The sequence below is a fragment of the Gemmatimonadales bacterium genome, assembly GCA_019637315.1.
Classification (GTDB): Bacteria; Gemmatimonadota; Gemmatimonadetes; order Gemmatimonadales; family GWC2-71-9; genus SHZU01.
This window is the reverse complement of record JAHBVU010000025.1, coordinates 15130-34275: the sequence shown is the minus strand read 5'-3', so window position 1 is coordinate 34275 and position 19146 is coordinate 15130. Positions and strand designations below refer to the sequence as shown.

The window sequence follows — 19146 nt, the reverse complement described above, 5'->3', positions numbered from 1 at the left end:
GATGCGTGAGTTTTTGGACCGGATCAGCAGTTTCTCGCCCAAGCGGCTCGCCCTGCTCGCGGCGGAGCTGAATGCGCGGGTCCAGGAACTCGAGCAGGCATCGCATGAGCCGGTGGCGATCGTGGGGATCGGCTGCCGGTTCCCGGGTGCCGGCGACCCCGCCTCGTTCTGGGGTTTGCTGCGCGAGGGGCGCGATGCCATCAGCGAGGTTCCACGGGATCGGTGGGACATTGACGCCTACTACGACCCCGACCCCATGGCGCCCGGCAAGATGTCGACGCGCTTCGGCGGGTTCGTACCCGGGGTCGACCGATTCGATCCCCAGTTCTTCGGGATTGCTCCGCGGGAAGCGGAGACGATGGATCCGCAGCAGCGGCTGCTGCTCGAAGTGGCGTGGGAAGCACTGGAGCATGCCGGGATCGCGCCGGGCGGTCTGGAGGGCAGCCGGGCCGGGGTCTTCGTGGGGATGTCAGCGAATGACTACTTCCACCTGATTCGCGCGTGCGGTCTGGATCGCTTCGATGCCTACACGGCGTCAGGGACCGCGCACAGCATTGCCTCGGGCCGGTTGTCCTACGTGCTCGGCCTTTCGGGGCCGAGCCTGTCGGTCGACACAGCGTGCTCGTCGTCGCTGGTTGCGATTCACCAGGCGGTCCAGTCGCTCAGGCGGGGCGAGTCGGACCTCGCGCTGGCGGGCGGCGTCAATCTCATCCTTGGCCCGGATATCTCCATCGCGCTGTCCAAGTCACGGATGATGGCACCGGACGGCCGCTGCAAGGCTTTCGATGCGCGAGCCGACGGCTTCGTGCGTGGTGAGGGGTGCGGTATCGTCGTCCTCAAACGCCTGGCCGACGCCGTCGCGAGCCGCGATCGGATCATCGCGGTCATCCGCGGCTCGGCCATCAACCAGGACGGCCGCAGCAACGGGCTCACGGCGCCGAATGGTCCTTCGCAGGAAGGGGTGATCCGCGCCGCGCTCGAAGATGCCGACCTGACCCCGGACCGGCTCGACTATGTCGAGGCCCACGGGACGGGTACCTCGCTCGGCGATCCGATCGAGGTCCAGGCACTCGGTGCGGTGGTCGGTCCGTATCGGACCAAGGCCGATCCCCTGCTGCTGGGCTCGGTCAAGACCAACATCGGCCATCTGGAGGCCGCCGCCGGCGTGGCGGGACTGATCAAGGCGGCGCTGGCGCTGCACTACGGGGAACTGCCGGCGCAGCTGCATCTGCAGGAACTCAATCCCTACATTCCGTGGGGTGAGCTGCCCGTCGAGGTCGTCAACCGCTCGCGGACCTGGCAGCAGAGGCCCGAGCGGTCGCGGGTCGCGGGTGTGAGTTCGTTCGGGTTCAGCGGGACCAATGCGCACCTGATCCTCGAGGAGGCGCCGGCCCAGGAGCTGAACAGCCCGACGACACCCGAGCGGCCAGTCCACCTCCTGGCGCTGTCCGCGCAGGACGATGCTGCACTTTTGCAACTGGCGGGTCGCTACCGTGATCGTCTGCGGGAGGGCGACGCCAGCCTGGCAGACGTTGCGCATACGGCCAACACCGGACGATCACACTTCGACCGGCGTCTGACGCTGCTTGCGGCAGACAGCGCCACCGCAGCTGACGCGCTTGAGGCACAGCTCACCGGCGGTACGGCGGTCGGCGTGGACATCGGCGCCGTCACGTCGACCCGTGCACCGCGGGTCGCCTTCCTGTTCACGGGGCAGGGGTCGCAGTATCCAGGCATGGGGCGCGCCCTGTATCATGGCGAGCCCGTGTTCCGTGCCGTGATCGATCGATGTGCCGCCGTGCTGGATTCGCTGCTGCCGATGCCGCTCCTGTCCGTGTTGGATCCGGCGGAGGGGACAGTGTCTCCGATCGATGAGACTGCCTACACGCAGCCCGCGTTGTTTGCGCTCGAACTGGCGCTGGCCGAACTGTGGCAATCCTGGGGTGCCCGGCCGTCGATCGTGATGGGTCACAGCATCGGCGAGATCGTCGCAGCCTGCGTGGCTGGCGTGTTCAGCGTGGAGGATGCGCTTCGGCTGGTGGCGGCGCGTGGACGGCTCATGGGAGCGCTACCACGAAACGGCGCCATGCTGGCGATCCAGGCCGACGAAGCGTGGGTCCAGGACCTGATCGCGCTACACGATGTCGACGTGTCGATCGCAGCGGTCAACGGTCCGGCCAACGTGGTGATCTCTGGCCTGGCCACCACAATCGATGTGCTGGCCCGTCGCTGCGAGGAGACTGGTGTCACGGCGACGCGGCTCAACGTATCGCACGCATTCCACTCACCGCTGCTCGACCGGATGCTGGATGCGTTCGAAGCGGAAGCGCGGACCATCACGTACCGCCGACCCTCGATCGACCTCGTGTCGAATCTGACTGGGGAGGTGGCCGGGCCCGAGGTCGCGACGGCGCGGTACTGGCGCGATCACGCCCGCGGCGCCGTCCGCTTTGGCTCGGCCATCGCCACGCTGCACCGCGCCGGGGCGGAAATCTTCCTGGAAGTTGGCCCGGGCCCGACGCTGATCGGCATGGGCCAGCTCTGCGATCCGGCAAGTGGCGGGCTCTGGCTGCCGTCGTTGCGCAGGAACCGCAGCGACTGGGAGTCGATGCTCGGAAGCCTGGCCGCGATGTATCGGGCCGGCGTGCCGGTGTCGTGGTCCGCGCTGGATCGAGACCGGCCGAGGCGCAGGGTGACGCTGCCGACCTATCAGTTCCAGCGGGAGCGGTACTGGATCGACCTGCCGCGTCAACGCCCGACGGGGGGCATGCCGCTCCATCCGCTCCTTGGTGCCGAGGTGGTGCAGGCGGCCACGCCGCAGCGGATCTTCGAAACGACCCTCGGCACGCAGGATCTGCCCTATCTGGACGATCATCGGATCGCGGGCGTGCGGCTGTTTCCTTCGCCCGGCTACATCGAGATGGCGCTCGCGGTGGGACGGCGCGTGCTGGAGGCAGACGCCGTGCGCATCAGCGACTTCGTCGTGCATCGCCCATTGGAGGTCGACGAGGAGGGCACCACGGTACAGTTCGTTCTCGATCCTCCCGCGGAGGGACGCGCGGCGTTCACGGTCTACGGCCGAGATCGGTCGACCGCGACTTGGTTTCCGGTAGCAAACGGCGCGCTGAGCACGGCCGATTGGCCGCCGGCGGAAGCAGCCGAGTGGGCGGTTGTACGCGCGCGTGTGGCGGAGCCGGTCGATGTCGAGGCCTATTACGGTTGGTTGAGCAGCTTGGGGCTCGAGTTTGGTCCACGTTTTCGTGGGGCGGTCGAGGTCCACCGCCGCGACGGCGAAGTGATTGGCCGCATCGCCGCGCCTGCGGGGCTGACCGACGTCGCCTCGTATACTCTGCACCCTGCCTTGCTCGACAGCTGCCTTCACCTGATCGGCGCAGCCGTCCCGAGCGCAACCAGTACCGTCACGGATCCGTTCTTCCTGCTGGGCACAGACCGTATCGAGCTCTGTGGAGCCGTTGGGGATTCGTTCTACTGTCACGTGCGCGTGCGGCAGGAGCATCTCACCGACCTCGCCACGCGGGAGACCTTCACGGTCGACGTGCGGCTGATCGGCGACGACGGAACCACGCTCGCCTTGCTGGAAGGATTGCAGCTCAAACGGGCCGGGGTCGATGCCGCGGTGCGGAGCGGCCTACCGGGCCACGTGAAGCAGCTGCTCTATCAGGTCGTCTGGCGGCGCGACGACCATTCCGGTGCTCCGGTGGCCCCTTCCGTGCTGGCCCAGGCCGTCGAGCCGCTCGTTGCGCAACTCAGTCACGAACACGGCTTCGACCGGTTTGCCGATTTCCAGCCCGTCCTCGATACGCTGGTCACCGCATACATCGTGCAGGCGTTGCAGCGGCTCGGCTGGGATTTCGATCCGACCACACCTTGGACGGATGCGAAGCTTGCAGAGCAGCTTCGGATCGTGCCGGCTCAGCGGTCGCTGTTTACCCGGTTGCTCGCGATTCTGACCGAGGACGGCATCCTCGAACCCGCGGCCTCGGGCTGGCGCGTGAAACACGTGCCGCCAGTCGTGGATGCGGAGCGCGAATGGCAAGCCGTGGCCGGTCGCTTCCCGACCTTCGATGCCGAACTCGGTCTGACGCGCCGCTGTGCGCAGGATCTAGCCGGCGTGCTGCGAGGCGAGACGGATCCGCTGCAGTTGCTCTTTCCGGGCGGCTCGCTGGCCGATACCGAAAAGCTCTACCAGAACTCCCCGGCCTCACGGACCTACAACAGCGTGCTGGCGGCGCTGGTCGAGCGGATTCCCGGCGGCACCTCCACCCGCCCGCTCCGTGTGCTGGAGATCGGGGCCGGAACGGGCGGAACGACCTCGTATGTGCTCCCGGTGCTCGCGAAGCGGACCCAGGTCGAGTACACCTTCACCGACGTCTCGCCGCTCTTTCTCAACAAGGCTCGTGAGAAGTTTGCCGAGTACGCGCGAGTCGAGTACCGGACGCTCGACATCAGCCGGGCTCCGGCTGAGCAGGGATTCGAGACGGCCCGGTATGATCTGATTCTGGGAACCAACGTGATCCACGCGACTGCCGACCTGGCAGTGACGATGGGCCATGTTCACGACTTGCTTGCGCCCGGCGGTCTCGTGGCCCTGCTCGAGGGCACTGCCCCGCAGCGCTTCGGCGACCTGACGGTCGGCATGACCGACGGCTGGTGGGCCTTCAGCGACACCGAGCGACGATCCTATGCCCTAATGCCGCATCAGGCATGGCTCGATCTCCTGGCCAAGACCGGTTATACCGGTGCCACGGCGGTGCCGGGAGCCGATGCGGGTCCGGTCCTGTCGCAGCAGGCCATTTTCGTCGCCCAGCGTCCCGCCGTGAGCAGCCCCGCCGCCTCCAGCGACTGGATCGTAGTGCCGGATCGTGGCGGTGTTGCGGAGCTGGTGGTCGACGCCCTCGAGCGCCGCGGCGCTCGGGCGGTGACGGTTCCGGCGGAGTCACCTGACGCTCTGCGGAACGCGCTGATCGGAGGCGACAACGGCGCGCGACCGGTGCGCGGCATCCTCTATTTGCCGGCGCTCGATCTCGCCCTGACGGATGCGACATCCGCCGACGACCTTGCCCGCGGGCAGGCAACCGTCCTGGGCGGCGCCCTTGAGGTAATCCAGACCGCGACCGCTGCCGGGGCTGCGACCAAGCTCTACCTGGTCACGCAGGGTGCACAAGCCACCGAGGAAGGCGAGTCCACGGATCCTGCGCAGGCGACTCTCTGGGGACTGGGACATGTCGTCGCCCTCGAGCACCCGGAACTCGGCTGCGTTCGCCTGGATCTGGATCCCGCGCGTTCGGCCGCTGAGTCGGTCGAGGCGCTGCTGACGGCGCTCGATCGGCCCGCGGCGGAGGATCAGGTCGCCCTGCGCGGCAACGACACTCACGTCCGCCGCCTGGTGCGGATGCAGGATACCACGACGGATCTGGTTCGGACCACACTCGACCCCGAGGCCACCTATCTGGTCACGGGGGGCCTGCGCGGCCTGGGCCTCCGGGTTGCCGAGTGGCTGGTCGACCGGGGAGCGCGGCATCTCGCGCTCATGGGGCGTCGGCAACCGAGCATCGATGCGGAGGAGGCAACGGCCCGCATGGAGGCGCGCGGCGCGCAGGTTCGGGCCTTTCAGGGCGACGTCGGTCGACGAGAGGATGTCGCACGGGTGCTGGGTGAGATCGGCCGCGGCATGCCTCGGCTCCGTGGCGTGATTCACGCAGCGGGCGTGCTCGACGATGGCGTGCTGACTCAGCAGACGTGGCCGCGCTTCGAAACGGTTCTTGGTCCGAAGGTCCAGGGCACCTGGCACCTGCATCAGCTGGCGGGCGACCTGGACTTCCTGGTGCTGTTTTCGTCCGGTGCGTCGGTGGCCGGGTCCGTCGGGCAGGCCAACCACGCCGCGGCAAACACCTTCGAGGACATGCTGGCCTTCCGTCGGCAGGCGGAGGGACGCGCCACGGTCAGCATCAATTGGGGACCCTGGGCCGAGATCGGCGCCGCGGCAGATCGTCAGATCTCGGCGCGAGATTTCATGGGATCCATCAGTCCGGCGGACGGTCTGACCGCGCTCGAATGGGCAATGCGGGTTCGGCCGGACGGAACCTTCGCAGCTTCGCAGGTAGCGGTACTACCGGCCGACTGGGAGCGATTCCTCGCGACCTACCCGGATGGGGCCGCGCCGCCGCTCGTAGCCGAGCTGGCCGATGAAGTGGCGCGGCGGCGGGCCGCGCGCCCGGCGGCACCGGTGGCGGCCCGGTCGGTTGAGGGGGGACTCAGACAGCGAATCGCCGGGACGGTGCCGAACCGTCGCCTGGTGGTGCTGCGCGACTTCGTACGCGATCAGGCCGTCAAGGTGCTGGGTGCGGAACGGCGGGAGCGGTTCGATCTGAGCCGGCCGCTTCGCGAGCTGGGGCTCGACTCGCTTATGGCAGTCGAGCTGCGCAACAAGCTGGGTGCGGGGGTCGGCCGGATGCTGCCCGCGACGCTCACGTTCGACTGCCCGACGGCCGACGCCCTGGTCGACTACCTCGCCGCCGAAGTCTTCAGCGAGGAACTCGCGTCAGGAAGTGCGGCCGTGCCGGCGTCGGCGACGCACCATGCGACGCCCTCGGCCGAGGACGACGGCACACTGGATGAGCTGAGCGAAAACGATCTGGCCTCGCTCCTGGAAGCACGGCTCGACGGCATCGCAAGTCGAAAGGGTACGACCACATGACGGCCAAGCCGCCGCAGGACTATCGCGCGCTGCTCAAGCGCTCCCTGGTGGCGATCGACGAACTCAAGGCCCGGGTCGCCGAGTTGGAGCAGGCGCAGTCGGAGCCGATCGCGGTCATCGGGCTGGGTTGTCGGATGCCGGGTGGCGTCAAGGATCCGGAGTCTCTCTGGCAGCTGCTGGCCTCCGGGGTCGACGCGGTGACCGAGGTACCGGCGGACCGCTGGGACGTCGACGCTTATTTCGATCCGGACCCGGATGCCCTGGGCAAGACCTACAGCCGATGGGGCGCCTTCCTCGATAACGTCGATCGGTTCGACGCTCATTTCTTCGGCATTTCACCGCGTGAAGCGGTCAGCATGGATCCGCAGCAGCGCCTCCTGCTCGAAGTCGTCTGGGAATCGCTGGAGCATGCGGGAATCGGGCCGGCGCGCCTGGCGGGCAGCCAGACGGCCGTCTACCTGGGTGTGTCGACGCAGGATTATTCGAATCGGATTCTCGAGGCCCAGGGTCCGAGCCGCTCCGATGCGTACGCGTCATCGGGGACAGCCGACAGCATGGCTGCCGGGCGGATTTCCTATGTGCTGGGGCTGCACGGGCCCAACGTGGCGCTCGACACGGCATGCTCGTCGTCGCTGGTGGCGACCCATCTGGCAATGCTCAGCTTGCGGAATCGGGAAGCGGACCTGGCGCTCGCGGCCGGGGTGAATCTGACCCTGACGCCGAATGGCTCCATTCTCACGTCCCGTGGACGGATGACCTCGCCGACCGGTCGATGCCACACCTTCGACGCAGCGGCCGACGGTTATGTCCGCGGCGAGGGGTGTGCCGTGCTGGTGCTCAAGCGGCTGTCGGATGCACGGCGCGACGGTGATCGAGTCATGGCCGTGATCCGCGGGTCCGCCATCAACCAGGACGGACGGAGCAGCGGCCTGACCGCGCCGTACGGCCCGGCGCAGGAAGCGGTAATCGAGGCGGCGCTCGCCAATGCGCGGCTTACTCCGACCGACGTCGGATACGTCGAAGCTCACGGCACCGGCACCTCGCTCGGCGACCCGATCGAGATCAAGGCGCTCGGTGAGGTTTATGGACGGGGTCGTCCTGCGGATCGACCGCTCATGGTCGGGTCGATCAAGACCAATGTCGGCCATCTGGAGGGTGCCGCCGGCGTGGCTGGGCTCGCCAAGGCAATCGTGGCACTGCAGCACAAGCAGCTTCCACCGCACCTGCATTTCCACACGCCGAATCCGCTGATTCCCTGGGACAAGTATCCCATCGCGGTGCCGACGGTGCTGACCGACTGGACCGTGGCGCCGGATCAGCGCCGCCGGGTCGGCATCAGCTCCTTCGGGTTCAGCGGCACGAACGCGCACGTGATTCTGGAGGAAGCGCCGCCGGTCGAACCGACGGCGTGCCCGGTCGACCGATCGACCCAGCTGCTCGTACTGTCGGCCCAGACGCCGGATGCGTTGACGACGCTGGCCCGGGACTTCGCGGCATACTTCGACCGCACGGATGCGGCGCTTCTTGCGGACGTGGCGGCTACTGCAGCGAGCGGTCGGTCGCACTTCAGCGAGCGCCTGGCCGTCACGGCGAGCTCCGCGGAGGAAGCCCGCGATCGGCTGCGCGCAGCAGCGGCCGGCGAGATCGTCGCGGGCGTTGCGCGCGGTCGGGCGGGCGGCAACGTATCGCCCGACATCGTGTTCATGTTTACGGGGCAGGGGGCACAGTATCCCGGCATGGCCCGGGAACTCTACGAGACGCAGCCAACCTTCCGTCGGACGGTCGATCGCTGCGCCGCCATCGTGGATCAGCATCTCGACCGGCCACTCCTGAGCGTGCTCTTTGCCGACCAGGGTGCCGAGCCGCTAGTCGATCAGACCACTTATACGCAGCCGGCCCTGTTCGTGATCGAGTATGCGCTGGCCGAGCTGTGGCGCTCCTGGGGTGCCGAACCCGCGGTGGTGCTGGGCCACAGCGTGGGCGAATACGTCGCCGCGTGTGTGGCGGGCGTGTTCAGCCTCGAGGATGCGCTGCAGTTGATCGCGGTACGGGGCCGCCTGATGGGTGCGTTGCCGCGTAACGGAGGAATGGCCGCAGTGTTCGCCGCCGAAGCCGACGTGGCGCGGGTGCTGGCCGAGATCGGCGGACCGATTGCGATTGCGGGTGTGAACGGTCCGACCAACGTGGTCATCTCGGGGCGGAACGATCTCGTCGATCGCGCCGTCCAGCAATTTGCGGCGGCTGGCGTCGAGACGCAGCGGCTCAACGTGTCGCATGCCTTCCATTCGCCGCTCATGGACCCGATCCTCGATGAGTTCGAGAGCGTCGCCCAGAAGGTTCGGTTTGCCAGCCCGCAGATCGGCCTCGTGTCCAATGTGACGGGCCGCATGGCGGGTCCCGAGATCCTGACCGCGCGGTACTGGCGCGAACATCTGCGCGCCGCTGTCCGCTTTGCCGACTCGATTGCGACGCTGGATCAGGACGGCTACCGGCTGTTCCTCGAGGTCGGGCCCCATCCGACGCTCACCGGCATGGCGCGGCGGTGCCTGCCTGAAGGCCGGGCAACCTGGCTTGCCTCGCTCCGCAAGGGCCGCTCCGACTGGAGCGCGATGCTGGAGAATCTGGGTCAGCTCTACGTCAACGGCCTCAAGGTCGACTGGGCGGGCTTCGAGCGCGACTACGCCTCGGCGCGCCGCCGCGTGGTGCTGCCCACCTATCCGTTCCAGCGCGAGCGGTACTGGCTGGAGCTCGAGTCGTCACACCGGCAGGCGCTCGCGCCCACTGCAAGCGGCCACCCCCTGCTCGGCGGCAAGGTGCTGAGCCCGCTCGACATCTTCGAGACGTCCATCGGGCTCGCGGAATTTCCATTTCTGGCGGACCATCGCATCGCTGGTCTGACGCTGTTTCCGGGCACCGGGTATCTCGAGCTGGCACGCGCCGCCGCAGCGGAAGTGCGCGGCGGCGACGTGACCCTCGAGCAGGTCACCATCCAGGAGGCCATGGAGGTGCCGGATAGCGGGACGGTGACCGTCCAGGTCATCCTGGCGCCGACGGGCCAGGCCCACACCTTCCAGATCTTCAGCTCGACAGGTGACGATCCCAAGGCGCCGGTGTGGAAGCTCCACGCCTCGGGAACCGTGGCCGCGGCGGCGGACGCCCCCAGTGAACCGTACCCGCTCGACGCGATCCGAAGCCGGACGCGCGACACAGTCGATTTGCCGACCTACTACGAGAAGCTCGCCGCGGTTGGTGCGGAGTACGGGCCGGTGTTTCGTGGTATCACCGAGATTCATCGCGGCGTCGGCGAGGTGGTGGGCCGAGTCGTGCTTCCGGGCGCAGCGGCCCCGGGACGCTACGGACTGCATCCGGCGCTGCTCGATGCTTGCTTCCAGCTGACCGGCGCGGCGCTGCCCGATGCCGAGGGCGAGGCTTCAGACCGTGACGTCTACGTCCCGGTGGGTATCGGCGCGGTCGAGATGTTCCGTCCGGGCGCGAGCGACATCTGGTGTCACGTGACCCTGACCTCCGACGGACAGTCGGGTGACAGCGTGGCTGCCGATCTCGTCCTGGTTGATGCGGAGGGGCACATGGTGGCACGGGTCGCCAGTTTGACGCTCCGCCGCGTGTCGCGCCAGACGCTCGAACGTCTCTTCCGAAAGCGGGCGCCGGGCGACGGCGTCTTCGAGGTGGCCTGGCGGCAGGTGCCGAGCTCGTCCGCAGCAACCGCCGCGGCGCGCTGGCTCATCGTCGGCGAGGGCCGCGGGGTAGCAGATCGCCTGGCCGAACGGCTGCGTGCCGACGGTCATCGGGTCGATCTCGCCCGCGACGGCGCCGCATGGTCGCACCAGGGCGAGACCTGGCAGCTCGATCTGACGGATCGGGCCCAGGTCGACCGCCTGATGGCTGCCCTCGGCACGGCCGGCGACAGTCCGTTGCATGGGATCGTCTACCTTGCCGCGCTCGACGGCCCGCCGGACGCGTTCGAGGTTGCCCGGCAGCCCGATCGAGCTACCCTCGGCGCGCTCCATCTGGCCAACGCCTCGGCCGAAACCGGGGCGCGGCTCTGGCTCGTCACGGCGGGCGGCCAGCCGGTGGACGGCTCCATCTCTGACCCCGCCCAGGCGCCGCTCTGGGGGCTGGGCGCGGTGGTAGCGGCCGAGTATCCGTCGATGATGCTGGTGCGCCTCGATCTCGCCCCCGACCCGGCGGCCCATCTCGACGCGCTGCTCGATGCGCTGCTGCGACCCGATGACGAAACCCAGGTTGCCTATCGCGGTGGTCATCGTTTCGTCGCGCGGCTGGTGCCAGCACAGGTCGTCAGTCCCGTTGCCGAGCAACCGATCCGGCTGGAGATCCCGACCCGGGGCCAGCTCGACTATCTCGCGCTCCAGCCGATGCGTCGCACCCCTCCGGGGCCCGGAGAGGTGGAGATCCGCGTGCATGCCACCGGCCTCAATTTCCGTGACGTCTTGAATGCCCTGGGCATGTACCCCGGCGATCCCGGTCCCTTGGGCAACGAGTGTGCCGGCGTGGTTAGCGCCGTTGGCGCGGGCGTCGAGGATCTGGCCGTGGGCGACGAAGTCATCACCATGGTGGATCAGAGTTTTGCCACCTATGTGCTCGCGCCGGCCGTCCTCACGGTGCGGAAGCCGGCCAATCTGACGTTCGCCGAGGCGGCCACGATCCCGGTCACCTTCCTCACGGCCGATTATGCCCTCAACCACCTGGGTCGGATGAAGGCGGGCGACCGGGTGTTGATCCACGCGGCCACCGGCGGCGTCGGCATGGCTGCCATTCAGCTCGCCAAGCGGGCGGGTGCCGAGATCTTCGGAACCGCCGGCAACCCGACCAAGCGGGCAGTGGCGAAGCAGCTCGGCGCGCATCACGTGAGCGATTCGCGCTCCCTCTCCTTCGTGGATGACGTGCGCGCTGCCACCAACGGAGAGGGCGTCGACATCGCGCTCAACTCGCTGGCCGGCGAATTCATCCCCAAGACGCTCGAACTGTTGCGTCCGGGCGGTCGCTTCATCGAAATCGGCAAGACGGACGCGTGGAACCAGGCAGTCGTCGACGCGCAGTATACCGGGCTCGAATACTACCTGCTGTACCTGGGTGAAATCGCCGCGGCCGATCCGGCTCTGATCCGGCGGATGTTCCTCGACCTCCTGGCGGATTTCGAGCGTGGCGCGCTGACGCCGCTGCCGAACCATCTCTTCCCGTTGGAGCAATCGGTCGAGGCGTTCCGCTTCATGGCGCAAGCCAAGCACATGGGCAAGGTCGTCATCACGCAGCGGCATGGCCCCACCGTGCGGCCCGACGGCAGCTACCTGGTTACGGGTGGTGTGGGCGGCTTGGGCCTCGCGGTGGCCGGGTGGCTGGTGGCGCAGGGCGCGCGCGACCTGATTCTCACGGCTCGCCGGCCCCCGACCGATGCGGCTCGTGCGGCCGTGGCGGAGCTCGAGGCAGCCGGTGCGCGCGTCACCGTAACTCAGGGTGACGTGGCGGAACGGGACGACGTGGTCCGCATCCTCGAGGCCGCACGCCGCGACCACGCCCCGCTTCGCGGCATCATTCACGCCGCGGGTATCGTCGAGGACCGGATGCTGCCGGACCAGGACGTCGAGAGTTTCCGGCGCGTGATGGCGCCCAAGGTGGCGGGCAGCTGGCATCTGCACCAGCTCACCGAGCGCGTCCCGCTCGACTTCTTCGTGATGTTCTCCTCGGGGGCCGCTTTGCTGGGCTCACCGGGGCAGGGCAACTACGCCGCCGCCAATCTGTTCCTCGACATGCTGGCCCACCATCGCCAGGCCAAGGGGCTTCCCGCGCTCAGCATCAACTGGGGCAGCTGGTCCGAGGTGGGCATGGCCGCCAGCGTCAGCCAACAGCACCGCCGCCGCTGGGCCGCGCTCGGCCTCGAGATGATCACGCCGGAGGACGGCGTCCGCGCCCTGGGCGAGGTCATGGCCGGCGCCGTCTCGCCTCGTGTGGCCGTGCTGCCGCTTCGGCTGTCAAAGCTCACGGATGCGGCGGGTCCGTTCTTCCGGGAGCTGCTGGCTACGGTCACGACCACGGGTTCCGTTGCGGAGCCGGCGGTCGACATGCGGGCCGTTCTCGCCGCCGCGGCGCCCGATGACCGGCGTGGGCTGATCGTCGAGTTCCTTCAGGGCCAGCTGATTCGCGTGCTGGCGCTGAGTTCGTCATATCGGGTCGACCCCGACCGCTCCATCATGGACATGGGGCTCGACTCGCTGATGGCGATGGAACTCCGCAACCGACTCGAAGCCAATTTCCAGGTGACGGTTGCGGTGGCTGATCTGCTGCTCGGGCCGAGCACCAATGAACTCGCCTCCACCATCGAGGCGCAGCTCGCGCTCACAGCGGACGGTGCGGGTGCGGAGAACGCGGCACTACTCGAGAGCATCGATACGCTGTCGGAAGAAGACCTCGACGCTCAGCTGAGCAAGTTGCTGGCCGAGCGCGGCGGCGCGAGCAGCCCATGAGGCTGAACCGCTCGGCGCTGCTGCTGGCTGGGTTCTCGTTCTTCTGGTCGATCGCGGAGACCGTCGTGCCGGCAAGCGGCGTCTCGCTCTACCAGATCGTCTGGAGCCGGTACGCCGTCCATCTGGCCGTGCTGTTGCTGCTGTTCGCACCGCGCCGCGGTGTCACGGCGCTGGTACGCACCCCTCGGCCCGGCTGGCAGATCCTGCGCTCGCTCCTGATGCTCGGCATGCCCCTCTGCTTCATCTTCGGCGTGCGGATGCTGCGCCCCGGCAACATGCTGGGCGTCTTCTGGATCGCGCCGCTCATGATCATCGCGCTCGCTGCGCTCAGCCGCGCCTCCTTCGGCGGTGTACGGACGCTGGTCGCGGCGGGAACGGGGCTTCTGGGCGTCTGGCTCGTGCTGCGTCCCGACTCGGACGCACTGACCCTTCCCGCGCTGCTCCCGATCGGCATGGCGTTGTGCTTTGCGCTGTACATTCACATGACGGCGCAGATGCGCGACGAGGCCATCCTGCCCAAACTGGTGCACACGGCGCTCTGGGTCTTCCTCGCGCTCAGCTTGCTGATGCCGGCCGTATGGAGGACGCCGAGTCTCGCCGGCGTCGGTTCGCTGGTCGCGATCGGGAGCATCGGACTGTTCGGCCTCTACCTGCTCGACCGGGCGGTCGATACGGACCGCTGGGCGGCGCTGGCGCCCGTGCTCTATCTCCAGGTCGTGTACGAGGTGCTGTTCCGCTGGGGGCTCCGCGACATGGCACCGAGTCGCTTGGGGCTTATCGGGATGGGGTTGATCGTCTTGGCCGTCTTGCCGGCGTTCTTCGGGCGGGAGGAGCGCGGCAGCCGCGAGGAAGCGGCTCCCGTCCGAGCTGCTTAGCTTGCGCCGCTGCCCTTGATCACCTTCCCGGCATGCATCACCCAGCTGACCCGCTCGGTGGCCGTAATGTCCTCGAGCGGGTTACCCGGCACCGCAATCAGGTCGGCCAGGCGCCCCGCCTCGATTACGCCCCGATCAGTCTTGCCGAGCGCGTCGGCCGCGTGGACCGTCGCGCTGCGCAGGGCATCGATCGATGAAAGCCCGTATTTGACATAGAGCGCCAGCTCCCTGGCGTTCTCCCCGTGCGGATAGACCCCCGCGTCCGTGCCAAACCCGATCTTTACTCCGGAAGCGATCGCCTTCCGAAGGCTGGCCTGCGCGATCGGCAGAATCGCCTCCGCCTTCCGCCGGACCTGCGCCGGCAGCACCGCCAGGTTGATTCGACCAACGAGATAGGTCGTGGGGACGAGATAGGTGCCGTGCTGCTTCATCAGGGCGATGGCCTCATCATCGAGCTCGGAACCATGCTCGATCGAGGTGACGCCCGCGCGGACGGCCGCTTTGATACCGGCGTTGCCATGCGCATGGGCCGCTACCCGCACCCCGTGCCGGGCGGCCTCGTCCACCATGGCCTTGAGTTCTTCGTAGGTATACTGTTGCGCGCCAACCGGTCCTTCGAGCGACAACACGCCGGCGGTCGCGCAGGTCTTGATGACCTGGGCGCCGTGCTTGATCTGATAGCGAACCGCCCGGACCACATCCCACGGGCCGTCGGCAACACCGTCCTCGATGCGCTGCTCGAGCACCCCGGGCGCGAAGCCGGTCAGATCGCAGTGCCCGCCGGTAATGCCGAGCGGGTTGCGCGACGGAATCACATGGGGGCCCGTGATGATCCCTTTCTCGATCGCGTGTCCGAGTGCGACGGTGTTGTCGCCGCCAAAATCGCGAACCGTTGTAACACCGGCATGGATGGTTCGGAGGGCATACTGGACCGTGTTGAACGCCTCCGCGGCCGGAGTGGTCGTGGCTGCCGCCGTAAAGGAACTCGCGCCGATTTCCATCGACAGGTGGGTGTGCAGGTCGATCAAGCCAGGCAGCAGCGTGACATCGCCCAGGTCGATGGTGCGCGCGCCCCGGGGTGCCGCGGCCGGGTTGACGGCGGTGATCCTGTCGCCCTCGACCACCAGGACGGGGTTGCGCAGCAGCTGACCGCTGACCACGTCGACCATCCGGGCGGCCCGGACCACGATCGGGGTAGCAGGTTGCTGGGCGCTGAGCGGCTGACCGCCGCCTGCTGCGCTGGTAACGACGACGACCGACAGGGCGACTGCGAACAGACGCATGGATTCCTCCGAAGGGGCGATCGATCTGGGACTGCAGGGTAGCAAGAAACGCGGGGGGCCAGTGGCCCCCCGCGGGAGTAGTTCAGCTCAGGGCTTCTCCGACGATCCGTTCCTGCTCGATCGTATGAGCGTAGGTATAGCCCTCGGCCGGGCTGGCCCGATCCGGCCGACCAACATATCGAAGCGTCATCCGTTCGGGCAGTAGCCTGCGCAGCCGGGGCTCGACGAAGGTCCAGGCCCCCATGTTGCGCGGCTCTTCCTGGCACCAGACCAGTTCGGTCGCGCTGGGATAGGAGGCCAGTACCTCGCTGATCTCCGGTTCCGGGAAGGTGTAGAGCTGTTCCAGCCGAACCAGCGCCGGACGCGCGCCCCCCGCCTTCTCCGCCGCCGTCAGCAGATCGTAGTAGACCTTGCCAGAGCACAGCACCACACGCGAGACCGCCTCGGCCTGCTGCTGTGCGGTTGGATCGTTGAGGACCGGGTGGAACCTGCCCTCCGCGAGGTCACGCAACGTCGACGACGCCTGAGGCAGACGCAGCAGGCTCTTGGGCGTAAAGATCACCATCGGCCGCTGCCGATTGCGGCGGGCCTGCTGGCGCAGTGCGTGGAAGTACTGCGCCGACGTGGTGCAGTTGCGGAGCCGGATATTGCCCTCGGCCGCCAGCTGGAGGAAGCGCTCCATCCGGGCGCTCGAGTGCTCGGGGCCCTGGCCTTCGTATCCGTGCGGCAACAACAGCGTCAGCCGCGAGGTGACACCCCACTTCGACAGGCCTGCCGCCATGAACTGATCGACAATGACCTGGGCGCCGTTGATGAAGTCGCCAAATTGGGCTTCCCACACCACCAGCGACTCGCGGGCCGCGATGCTGTAGCCGTACTCGAAGCCCAGCGTCGCCAGCTCCGAAAGGGGGCTGTTATGGACCTCGAAGGAGGCCATCGCGCCCGGCAACCGCTGCATCGGACAGGTCCTGGCGCCGTTGACGGCATCGTGCAACACGAGATGGCGATGGCTGAAGGTGCCGCGCTCGGTATCCTGACCGGTCAGCCGAATCGGCACTCCCTCACTAACCAGCGACGCGAAGGCCAGCGCCTCAGCGTGGCCCCAGTCGATGCCGCCATCGGCGCCCATAGTGGTGCGACGACGCTCGAGCTGCCGGACCAGCTTCGGGTGCACCGTGAAACCTTCAGGATAGCTGAGCAGCTGGTCGTTGAGCGCAATCAACGTATCCGCAGCCACCGCAGTCACCGGTTCCTCACGGGTGATCTTGGCGGGCGCCGGCTCGGTCGGCGCGGGCTGGGCCTGCGAGGCTTTGAATCCCTGCTGCAGGTCGACCAGGTGCTGGTATGAGGCCTCGTAACGCCGCTCGGCGTCGTCGGCGGAGATGGTGCCGTCGCTCACCAGCTGTGAGGCATACCGGGCCCGAGCGGTCGGATGATTCTTGATCCGCTCGTACATGGTCGGCTGGGTGTAACCTGGCTCGTCACCCTCGTTGTGCCCATGCCGGCGATAGCCGACCAGGTCGATCACGACATCCTCGCGGAAGCGTTCCCGATACATCATGGCGAGACGCACGGCAGCCAGGCAGGCCTCCGCATCGTCGGCGTTGACGTGGATGATCGGAATGTCGAAGCCCTTGGCCAGATCGCTGGCGTGCTGGGTCGACCGCGAATCGAGCGCGTCGGTGGTAAAGCCGACCTGGTTGTTCGCGATGATGTGAATGGTACCACCCGTCGCATAGCCGCGCAGCACGCCGAGATTGAGCGTCTCCTGCACCACGCCTTGTCCGGCAAAGGCGGCGTCGCCATGAATCACGACCGGCAATGCGGCCGTCGGGTCATGATAGCCGGCACCGCTCTTTCGCTGCGTCTGCTTGGCGCGGGCCTGGCCGTCGACCACCGGACCGACGAACTCGAGGTGGCTCGGATTGTGAGCCAGCGAGACGGCAATCGACCGTCCCGTTTTGGTGACGAACGCGCCCTCGGCACCATGATGGTACTTGACGTCGCCAGTCCCGATGTCCTCGCCTTCCTTGCCGGGCTTCTGGCCTTCGAACTGCGCGAAGACCGTGACATAGGGACGACCCAGCGTGTGCACCAGCACGTTGAGGCGGCCGCGATGGGCCATGCCGAGCCCAACGTCCCGCGCCCCCTGCTCGGCCGCCATCTCGATGACGGTGTCGAGCATCGGGACCAGCAGGTCGACACCCTCGATCGAGAACCGCTTCTGGCCAAGGTAGGCTTTGTGCAGGAAGCGCTCGAAAGTCTCGACCTGAATCAGGCGATCGAGCAGGGCCAGCTTGGCGTCCCGGTCGAGTGGGGTCCGGTGGGAGCCCGATTCGATCTGCTGCCGGAGCCAGACCCGCTGGTCGTGGCTCGCCAGGTGCTCCACCTCATAGGCAAGGGTACCGCAGTAGGTCGCGTGCAGATTCGGCAGCGCCTCCGCCAGCGTCGCGCCAGGTACGGCGGTGCGAAGTATGCTCGACGGGATCCGTGCCATCCGCGCTTCATCGAGTCCGAGCGAGGTCGGATCCATCGCCGAATCGCCGATGGGAGTGCCGCTCAGTGGGTCGAGCCGAGCCGCCAGATGACCGTGAGTCCGGAAGCCCTTTAGCAGGCTCATGGCGGCGGACACTGCTTCCAGGTCGTCCAGGGTCGCGGCAGCACCATAAGCAGCGCTCGGCCGCCCGGTGCGAGCCACCGGTGAAGGTGGTGCCGAGGTTGCGGATTCGACGACCGGGACCGCGCCGAGCTGCACACCGAGCGATGCGGCCACGGCCTGGTAGAAGCCGTCGTTGCCCTGCAGCAGCTGCTCCATCGTGCGCAGGAACTCGCCGGACTCGGCGCCCTGGATGATGCGATGGTCGTAGGTGCTGGTGATCATCATCACCTTCGACACGCCCAGCGCCTTGATTGCCTCGGCCGAGAGGTTGCTGTACTCGGGCGGGTACCCGATGGCGCCGACCGCAATGATGCTGCCCTGGCCCGCCATCAGTCGCGGCACCGAGGCCACCGTCCCGATACCGCCGGGGTTGGTGAGCGACATCGTCGCGCCGGCGAAGTCGTCCGGCATCAGCTTGCTGGTGCGTGCCTTTTCGACCAGCGCTTCGTAGGCCGAGTGGAAGCCGGCAAAGTCGGCCTGCTCGGCATGTTTGATGACCGGCACCACCAGTCCGCGGCTGCCGTCCTTTCGCTGCGCATCGACCGCGATGCCCAGGTTGACCCCGGCCGGATCGATCCGATGCGGCGCGCCATCGACCGAAGCGAAGGTATGGGTCATCACCGGATGCGTCGCTGCCGCCCGCACCAGGGCATACCCGATCAGATGCGTGAAGGAGATCTTGATATCGCGGCCGGCCGCCTTGAGCTCGTTATTCAGGGCCGTCCGGTTCTGCTCCAGGGCACGCACCGAAATTTCCCGGAACGTCGTCGCCGTCGGAACCGTGAGGCTCTCGTTCATGTTGGCGACGAGGCGGGCCGCCGGGCCTTTGATGATTTGGGCGTTGTTCGGGGCCGTCGACTGCGCAGCAGGAGCGTCGGATGCGGGCTTGGCTCCATTGACGGCGGCGACGGGCGGCTGCTCACCGACGCGCCCGTTTTCGAAAAGAACCCGCCACTCGGGCGCTACGCCCGCCGGGTTCTTGAGGTACTCCTCGTAGATCGCCTGCGCGAAGCCGGCGTTTGCAGTCTCGAATACGTTAGGGTCGACGAACCGTTCGGCCATGATGTCGTGATCTCTCATCCCCGAAAAACGGGGTCTCCTCCAGCGTCAG

At 67.7% G+C, this 19146-nt stretch carries 5 protein-coding genes; 3 read left to right on the top strand and 2 right to left on the bottom strand.

The window, feature by feature from the left end:
• Position 1: 1 nt before the first annotated feature.
• The 3 genes from KF785_16305 to KF785_16295 are packed head-to-tail and all read left to right on the top strand — an operon-like array spanning position 2 to position 14093.
• Positions 2-6718, top strand: coding sequence for an SDR family NAD(P)-dependent oxidoreductase (locus KF785_16305; protein MBX3148328.1), 6717 nt, complete (start codon positions 2-4; stop codon positions 6716-6718).
• Entirely contained in the window at positions 6715-13218 is a 6504-nt protein-coding gene (locus KF785_16300; protein MBX3148327.1) for a type I polyketide synthase, read from the top strand. Before KF785_16305 ends, KF785_16300 begins: the two co-directional genes overlap by 4 nt.
• Positions 13215-14093 (top strand): DMT family transporter, encoded by an 879-nt coding sequence (locus KF785_16295; GenBank protein ID MBX3148326.1) that lies wholly within the window; start codon positions 13215-13217, stop codon positions 14091-14093. The genes KF785_16300 and KF785_16295 overlap by 4 nt, the downstream gene beginning before the upstream one ends.
• On the opposite strand, the gene KF785_16290 is transcribed toward KF785_16295, so the two are convergent.
• Together KF785_16290 and KF785_16285 are read right to left on the bottom strand one after the other, a co-directional pair.
• A complete protein-coding gene (locus KF785_16290) occupies positions 14090-15376 on the bottom strand; it encodes an amidohydrolase family protein (GenBank protein ID MBX3148325.1) in 1287 nt (428 codons plus the stop codon). The genes KF785_16295 and KF785_16290 overlap by 4 nt on opposite strands.
• 82 nt (positions 15377-15458) lie before the next feature.
• On the bottom strand, positions 15459-19097 hold the full coding sequence (locus KF785_16285; GenBank protein MBX3148324.1) for a multifunctional oxoglutarate decarboxylase/oxoglutarate dehydrogenase thiamine pyrophosphate-binding subunit/dihydrolipoyllysine-residue succinyltransferase subunit: 3639 nt from the start codon (positions 19095-19097) through the stop codon (positions 15459-15461).
• Positions 19098-19146: the final 49 nt, after the last annotated feature.